The 7,159-nt window shown below is 45.5% G+C and carries 6 protein-coding genes; 2 read left to right on the plus strand and 4 right to left on the minus strand.

The genetic code is table 11. The features are described 5' to 3' along the window. The first annotated feature begins 15 nt into the window (after nt 1-15). Both AC3WTF_RS18360 and AC3WTF_RS18365 read left to right on the plus strand, forming a co-directional pair. A complete protein-coding gene (locus tag AC3WTF_RS18360; RefSeq protein WP_277507082.1) occupies nt 16-1,233 on the plus strand; it encodes an MFS transporter in 1,218 nt (405 codons plus the stop codon). Between the two features lie 50 nt (nt 1,234-1,283). Beyond that, entirely contained in the window at nt 1,284-1,793 is a 510-nt protein-coding gene (locus AC3WTF_RS18365) for a DinB family protein (RefSeq protein WP_326254614.1), read from the plus strand. A 77-nt stretch (nt 1,794-1,870) separates the two neighbouring features. Here the strand turns inward: AC3WTF_RS18365 and AC3WTF_RS18370 are convergent, their stop codons facing one another. From AC3WTF_RS18370 to AC3WTF_RS18385, 4 genes are all read right to left on the minus strand, one after another. Then, a complete protein-coding gene (locus AC3WTF_RS18370) occupies nt 1,871-2,533 on the minus strand; it encodes a GntR family transcriptional regulator (protein WP_007409865.1) in 663 nt (220 codons plus the stop codon). A gap of 79 nt (nt 2,534-2,612) precedes the next feature. Next, nucleotides 2,613-4,169 carry a glycoside hydrolase family 32 protein gene (locus tag AC3WTF_RS18375; protein WP_129003287.1) on the minus strand — a complete coding sequence of 519 codons (1,557 nt, stop codon included), beginning with the start codon at nt 4,167-4,169 and terminating at the stop codon, nt 2,613-2,615. Between the two features lie 61 nt (nt 4,170-4,230). Further along, nucleotides 4,231-5,652: a glycoside hydrolase family 68 protein gene (locus AC3WTF_RS18380; protein ID WP_015240964.1), complete on the minus strand. Its 1,422-nt coding sequence runs from the start codon at nt 5,650-5,652 to the stop codon at nt 4,231-4,233. Nucleotides 5,653-5,999: 347 nt separating this feature from the next. Next, a complete protein-coding gene (locus AC3WTF_RS18385; RefSeq protein ID WP_007409862.1) occupies nt 6,000-6,917 on the minus strand; it encodes a DMT family transporter in 918 nt (305 codons plus the stop codon). Nucleotides 6,918-7,159 lie beyond the last annotated feature (242 nt).

The raw sequence follows: 7,159 nt of genomic DNA on the forward strand, positions 1-7,159 counted from the left end.
TCAGGGAGTGAGAAGATGAATATGAAGAGACCGTATTATGCTATTTTATACAGCCAGACCGCTATCAACTTGGGGTTCTCACTTTATACGATGGCTGTCATCTTGTTTTTGTTTACAAAAACCGGTTCGACGGCGATGGCCTCTCTTATGACGTTCGTCAGCATTGTATGTCGCGTATTGGGCAGCGCCATTTTGCCGCTGGTCACCGGCCGGTTCACGCTTCGGTCTTTGTTAATCGGTTCTCAATTGATACAGATCACACTGTTAGTCTGTTTGTTTTTTGTCATCCAAACCGGTTCATCCGCATTCTTTTTTCTGATGTTTTGTCTGATCGGAGGCATTTCTTTTTGCAACGGATGGTTTGCTCCGATAAAAAGCGCACTGATTGGGGAAATCATTCCTCCTGATCGAAGGGCGAAAGCGAACGGTTTATTATCTGCGGCGGATCAGACCGTTCAGTTTGCGGGGTGGTCTCTGGGCGGCGTCATCATAGCGTTCTTGGGAGAGAGCGATACAATGATCGTCACTGTCATGTTATTGGTTTCTTCGGTTTTGGGCATCATTCTGTTTCTTCAAGTACGCTTGTGTGCGCCGGCAGCAGTCAGGGAACGTTCCCTTTTTGCAGATGCGGCAAGCGGCTGGGTGTATTTATTTCAGCAAAAACAGCTCAGGGTTCTCATTGTGATGGATGTGATCGAATCGTGGGCAGGCATGATATGGATTGGGTCTGTGTCCTTGACTTATGTGCATGACGTCCTTCATAAAGGAGAGGCTTGGTGGGGGTATGTCAACGGAGTCTATTATGCAGGGACGATGATCGGCGGACTGATCATCTATAAGTTATCCGGTAAGTTTCAGCATCATCTCATTCCGCTTATGCTGACGGGAGCCTTGGCATATGGAATGTTCACGTTTATTTATGGGTTGATCACAAGCGCCGTTACGGCCCTTTTTCTGGTGCTGTGTATGGGGCCGGCTTGTGTATTACGAGATCTCACGCAGGAAACATTCCTTCAAAACATCACGACCGAAAAGACACGGGTCAATATATTAGCGGCGAGATCAGCTTTAGTTCAGTTCATTTTTATGTTTTCCATTATCGGAACGGGGGTTATCTCGGATGTATTCGGCGTGCGGTTTATTTATATTGGCGCAGGCCTCCTCTTATTAATTTCGGCTTTTATCGGATTTTCTCAGCTGCGAATGAAGAAGATGGTACAAAGCCGCATGTAGTGTAGTATAATTAGGAACGTACGTTCTATATCGAGAGAGGAGAGGGTAATGTGGGACATCTGGCACTGCAATTGTATGATTATCATCTTTGGGCAAATCAGCAAATATTCACCCGGCTTAAAGAGCTTCCGGAGGATGTGTACCGTAAGGAGATTCAAAGTGTCTTTCCGTCGATAGCCGGTGTATTGACTCATGTGTATCTGTCGGATAAGGGGTGGTTTGATGTGTTCTCCGGAGAGCGTCTGGAGGATACGCTGAAATCAGCTGAACAGCAAAAAGAGCACATCTTGTCTAAAGAGATAGAAGAGCTGGAAGATATGTTCTCGGAATTATCAGACCGGTATCAATTATTTTTGCAAAAGGAAGAAAATATCAGTCTCCCTCTTGAAATAGAGCATCCGTCAGGTGACATCATGAAAACCGCAGCGGCCGATATGATCCTCCATGTTGTGAACCACGGAACGTATCATCGCGGGAATATAACAGCCATGCTCAGACAGATGGGGTATGCTTCTGTGCCGACGGATTACGGTATGTATTTATATATAAACAATAAGTAAACAAGACAGCCAACGCGGCTGTCTTGTGATATCCGTAAAAAAGCCAAATCATATGAGTGATTTGGCTTTTTCATTTGCTATGCCATGTTCTGCAGCCGTTCTAAACTGTTTTTCCAATTCGCTTCAAGCGCTGTAAAAGCAGCGGCGGCATCTTGCTGTTCTAATGCGTGAATGATATCAGAGTGTTCATTATATGATCTGTTTAAAGCGCCGTTTTCACTGAAATAGCGGATTTCCATTCTCTGAATTTTGACTTTCAGGCTTACTAGCAATTTGTGAAGTTCGGCGTTGTCCGCAAGCAGAATGATGCGATGGTGAAATGCATTGTCCGCTTCCAGGATGGCCAGTTTATCGCCGTCTTTCATTGTTTGAAGAAGATTTTCATTCAGCTGTTTCAATTCCTGAATCACGGCATCGTCCACATGCGGGAGAGCTTGCTGCAATGCGAGTTTTTCAAGCGTCCAGACGATGGAATACAAGTTTTCCGCTTCTTTTAACTCAATCGGAGCGACAAGCGTCCATCTGTTCGCTTTTGTTATCACCAAGCCGTCATCTTCCAGCCGCAATAAGGCTTCCCGTATCGGGGTGCGGCTGATTCCCAATGTTTCCGACAAATCCTTGTCCTTTAACTTTGTTTCCGGTTTGAGCTTGCCCGTTATGATCCAGTTTCTGAGTGTGCGATACACTTCGTCCCGCATGATGGTTCTTTTCAGCACAGGTTCTTTGTTTTGATTATCCAATGGAACACCTCATGAATCGTAGTATACATATTTGCATTTTACCACAGTCCGGGCGCTGGTTAGAAATGAAGAGGGACGTCTAAGAATGAATCGAACCGAGATGCTTCATCTCAATATGCTGAAAGTCAGCGGAGCCGCCTTCAGAAAAGAGCGTGATTCCCTGATCTTCGTGTTTTGGGAACACTTCATTTGTCAAAACGGTTTTTCCGTCGTCTGCAAATACTTCAATACTTGTTTTATCCACGAGAATTTTCAGATGGACGCGCCCTTTGTTTCCGTCAAATGGGGCTTTGCTTTCGGCGTATGCACCGGTTTTATCAGGCTGGTCTGTAAACGATCTGTTCACATAGGCATAGCCGTCTTCTGCCGAAATACCGACATCAATATGCCGACTTTGGTCTGCTGATTCTCTGAGTCTGACGCCTGCATTTTTGATATCTGACCAAGCGATATCCATATCAAGCTGATATGTATCACCTTTGATCGGCAGTGTCTCTGAACCGTTCACCTGTTTGTGTTCTATGCTGTCAGTTGAAGAGGTTAATTGGTTCAATGCTTCAACCGGCTCTGACACAAGGCTGTATGTGCCGCCGTCCTGCTGCTGAAGGCGGATTTCACGGACGATAGAATCCGTACCGTTAAAGCCGTTTTTTAGTGTCGGTGTTTCATTCGGATAATCCCAATTGTTCATCCATGCCAGCGCATAGCGTTTTGTCAGCGGATCTTCGCTATTACCGTCCTTAAATGTGACGCCGCCGTACCAGTCAAAGCCGTAATCGAGCCATTGCGGTTCTTCTTGATCGGCGGAAAATTCCTTCCCGTCAAAGTTTCCGGTCCAATACGCGTACGTATTCGGTTTGCCTGCGGGTTTGCCGTTTGCGCTTGCGCCCAGAACCCACTTGGCTGTTCCGTCATCTGCACGCATCATATAAAGGTCGGGGCATTCGACGAGGCCGATCTGCTGAGTGATAAAACCGCCCGTGTATTTCCAATTTTTTAAATCGGGTGATTCATAAAAACCGATTTTTTCGCCTTCGGCCATGGCCATCACCCATTTGTCATCCTGTTCATCCCAGATCACTTTCGGGTCCCGGAAATCCTTAGTTCCCGGATTTTTCATCACGGGCTGATCACTATAGGAAGTAAACGTTTTTCCTTTGTCCGTGCTGTACCATAAATATTGTTCCTGGGCTTTTGTTTTGGCTGTCGGCTGCGTTGTGACGGCGACCAGCGCGTTTTTGCCGAAGCCCGCGGTGTTGTGTTTATCAATGACGACAGAACCGGACCATATATCGCCGTTTTCGTTGGTGTATTTCGGAATAGCCGTGCCTTCGTCCGTCCAGTGCACCAAGTCCTCTGATACGGCGTGCCGCCATTCTGTGCCGTTGCCGTTCGGGTAATCCCGATTATAAAGATAGTAGTAATGATATTTCCCCTCGAAAAAAATGGGCTTTTGAGGGTCGTTTTTCCATTTGTCCGGGGTCGTAAAATGATACGCCGCACGGTAATCTTTCTTATGCTCCGTGTTTGTGTCAGAGGAATTGTGGCTTTTGTTCGGCAGTAAGCCGACAAACAGGAACGCACCCAAAAAGATCAATATTACAACGGGCCATTTTCGTGCCATGATTGAGTTCACCATCTTGTTGAGAAATAAAAGAAAATGCCAATGAAGTATCGGCATTTTCTTTTTGTTGTTATTAGTTGTTAACCGTAAGCTGTCCTTGTTCAAGGATGCTGTTTTTAACAACGGATGTTTTCTTGCCTTTGATGTTCATTAAGAAGCTTGGCGCAAATGTTGCCTTTTTATCCTCAAAGAAGCCTCTGTTTGTCATGTAGCTTGTGATCACGACATTGTTGCCTTTGGCTTGCGGCACTGCGAAGTGAGAGTAAGTGAACGTTACATCGTTAGGATCAAGACCCATTTGCAGTACAAGACCAGTTTTGTTCAGCGGCTTGTAAGGACCTGTTAAAGAGTTTGATACATAACCAAGCATGTAGATATCGTTGGAGTTAATACCGTCGATCGTCATTTTTGAACCGCGTGAATCAGTGAACAGGTACCATTTGCCGTTCATTTTGAAAACATTCGCGCGCTCGATTTCATCAGTTACCGTGTTTGAAGTGATCAACGGCTTCATGACTTTTTTCAATGTGTAGTCATTGTTTAATTCTACGATGCCGAGGGCGCCGTTCGCTAATTCAGCATCGCGTTTTTTAGCACTTTGCTGAAGCTTCTGACTTTCTTTACGGAAGAAGTTTGTGCTGCCGCCGTAGTACGCTTTGTTAAATAAAGATTCTTCGCCTTGGTATCCGTTATCTGTTCCCGTGTTGGCTTCGAATACAAGGTATTTATGGCCTTTGTCTTCAACGTAGTGAGGGTCTCTCAGCGTATGGTTGTCGCCGGATGTATAGTTCCCTTCATCGATAAACTGCTGAACGTTTTGATATGTTTTTCCGTCACCGTCAAAAATCGTTTTATGATCTTCCACTCCGTTGATCTTGAGCGTGTCATCAGATTTTGACACATTTACCTGCGCCGTTGTCAGGCTTTGTTTGCCGTAATGTTTACCGGAAAAGTCAGTGTAGAATAAACGAATTTTCCCGTCAGATGTAAAGGTTGCAGAACCGGACCATTCTTGTGTCTGTTCTTTCAGGATTTCATCGTTGGCGTCGAACTTATCGCTGTCTTTAAAGACACGGCCCGCGTTTTTCCAGCTGTCGATCGAGTTGTCGCCGACTTTTTGATAAAACATGTAGATGGATGTGTCATCAGCGTCTTTCGGGCTTCCGGCAAGAGCAAACACGACGTGATAGCCGTTGTATTCAGCTACTGTTCCGTCAGCGTTTTGGAGCGGCCAGCTGTCCCACACATCCAGTCCTTTTGCGGACTCGATATTTTTAATTGTTGATTGGTCGAATTGAGGCACTTGGTATTTTTCACTTTGCTGCTGTTTAGGGATCTGCAGCATATCATGGCGTGTGATGTGAGAGACGCCGTACGTTTCTTTGTAAGGTTTTTGGGTATTTTCTTTCGCGAAGGCTTGAGTCGCTCCCCCTGCCAGAAGTGCAGTCGTAAAAGTTAGAACTGTGGCTCGTTTTGCAAATTTTTTGATGTTCATGTTCATGTCTCCTTTTGTATGTACCTTTTTTTGCGATCTGCCGATTCGATCCTCCTGCATTCATGGATGGCAGGTTTGTTACAGAAAAAAAGACCTAAAATATGTATGGGGTGACGCCAAAGAATACACTTTGCCCTTAACACATTTTAGGTCTTGCCTGCTTTATCAGTAACAATCCTGCATGATTTACTTGTCGACATCATTCTATTAGACTCTGATTCTATTGACAACTGGTCTATTTTCCTCTTTTGGATGATAGTAAAATGAAAAAAGGCCTTTTAATATATGGGTAATTGAGACTAAGGGATGCTCTGGGCCTAGGAAAAAACCTCTCTAAAAAAGAGAGGTTATTTTTTCTTGATAGATAATAAAGCGATGGTAGCTAAAATCAGCAAAGTACCCAGCCATTCTGATATTCCGAAGGGAACATGCAGCCAGATCACAGCTAAAAAAGCTGCCGACAGCGGCTCTGCACAAGCGAGCAGGCTGGTTTCAGAGGCACTCAGATATTTCAGGCTTTCCAAGTAGCAATAAAAAGCGATGAGCGTTCCGAAAATGATGATAAACACAATCGCGGCATATGCAGGAAAGGACCACTCGCCTTCAAATTTCCAGGGCGGGCGGATCAAGCTGAGGGCGGCTCCGCCGATCAGCATGCCCCATCCGACAATAATGGCAGATCCCCATTTCTTCAGCAGACGATGCGGCTGAAGGGTGTAAAACGCCAGTGCAAACGCCGAACTGATGCCCCAAAAGACGGCCAGACCGGATACGGACAGGCTTCCGACATTCCCGTGCGTGACCAAAATGAATGTGCCGGCAACCGCCAATAAGACGGCGAGCAGCTCTTTTCCTGAAGGAATTCTCTTTGCGCGAATCGCTAAAAAGCATGTAATGATCGCTGGCCCTAAATACTGAAGAACGGTAGCAGTTGCCGCGTTGCCGTACTCAATTGCCGCGAAGTAGGTGTATTGAACGCCTAACATTCCGAAAATCCCGAATAAAAGAAGGGGAATTCTGTCCCGTCTGTCTTTCCAAACAGCCCATATCCGTCCTTTTTCTTTGCGGTACGCGATGCCGAGCAGAAGCGCCCCTGACACCAGAAGGCGCACCGAAGTCAGCCATTCTGTATTAAAATGGCGGTGCTGGAACAGATACTGGGCAACCGTTCCCGAGACCCCCCATAAGATAGCTCCTGTAAGCACAAGCCAAATGCCTGTTGTTCGTGAATAAGAAAGAGCAGCGTGTTTTTCCAGGATAGACACCCCCGATTCTGATGTTCTGATATTAACTTACAATAATTAGGAAAACGAACTCCTTACATGTGATATATTATATATTGTATATTAAATTCCGTCAAAAAGATTTTCGGAGAAAGCTCTTACAAAACGGCCGTCTGAGGAATGAGCTGTAAAAAAAACACCCCGGCGGGTGGGACTGACCCCATAAGATGAGACAAATAAAAACACCTTCAAGTTTGAATACGGATGATTGTTATCCGAAATTA

Source organism: Bacillus sp. EB106-06-01-XG163 (assembly GCF_058791615.1).